This is a genomic window from Streptomyces sp. SID13726 (assembly GCF_010548375.1).
Taxonomy (GTDB): domain Bacteria; phylum Actinomycetota; class Actinomycetes; order Streptomycetales; family Streptomycetaceae; genus Streptomyces.
This window is the reverse complement of the sequence record NZ_JAAGLY010000260.1, coordinates 1-522: the sequence shown is the minus strand read 5'-3', so window position 1 is coordinate 522 and position 522 is coordinate 1. Positions and strand designations below refer to the sequence as shown.

Annotated in this window: 1 protein-coding gene; it reads right to left on the bottom strand. The window is 72.6% G+C overall.

Going from position 1 to position 522, the window contains the following annotated elements:
- Nucleotides 1-116: 116 nt before the first annotated feature.
- Nucleotides 117-522: transcription antitermination factor NusB (nusB, locus tag G3I78_RS47515; protein WP_164436832.1), on the bottom strand; the 406-nt coding region annotated here is incomplete at its 5' end.

The following is a 522-nucleotide window of genomic DNA, read 5'->3' as shown; positions in this document are numbered from 1 at the left end:
TACCGCCGCCCATCCCAGGCCGGGTGCTCGTCCCGCCCGACGAGACGCGGCGTCGGTCACACTCGGGGACCGACGCCGCGACGGGATGGTGGCGGCCCGGCGGGCCGCAGGGGTGCTCAGGCGGTGATCGTCGGCTTCATCTCGACGATCCGCGCGAGCAGCCCGTTGACGAACGACGGCGAGTCGTCGGTCGAGAGCGAGCGCGCGAGGTCGACGGCCTCGTCGATCGCGACGACGTCGGGAACGTCGTCGTTGAAGAGGATCTCCCAGCCGCCGATGCGCAGCAGGGCCCGGTCGACCGCGGGCATCCGCTCGAGCGTCCACCCGTGGGAGTACGTCTCGATCAGCTCGTCGATGCGGTCGCGGTGCGCGAGCACGCCCTCGACGATGTCGACCGCGTACTGCGGCAGGGCGGTCTGCGCGGTGCCGGGGTCGGCGACGCGCTCCGCGAGGAGGGTCGTCGGGTCCACCTGACGCTGCTCCGCCTCGAAGATGACGTCGAGCGCGCGCTTGCGCGCCTTG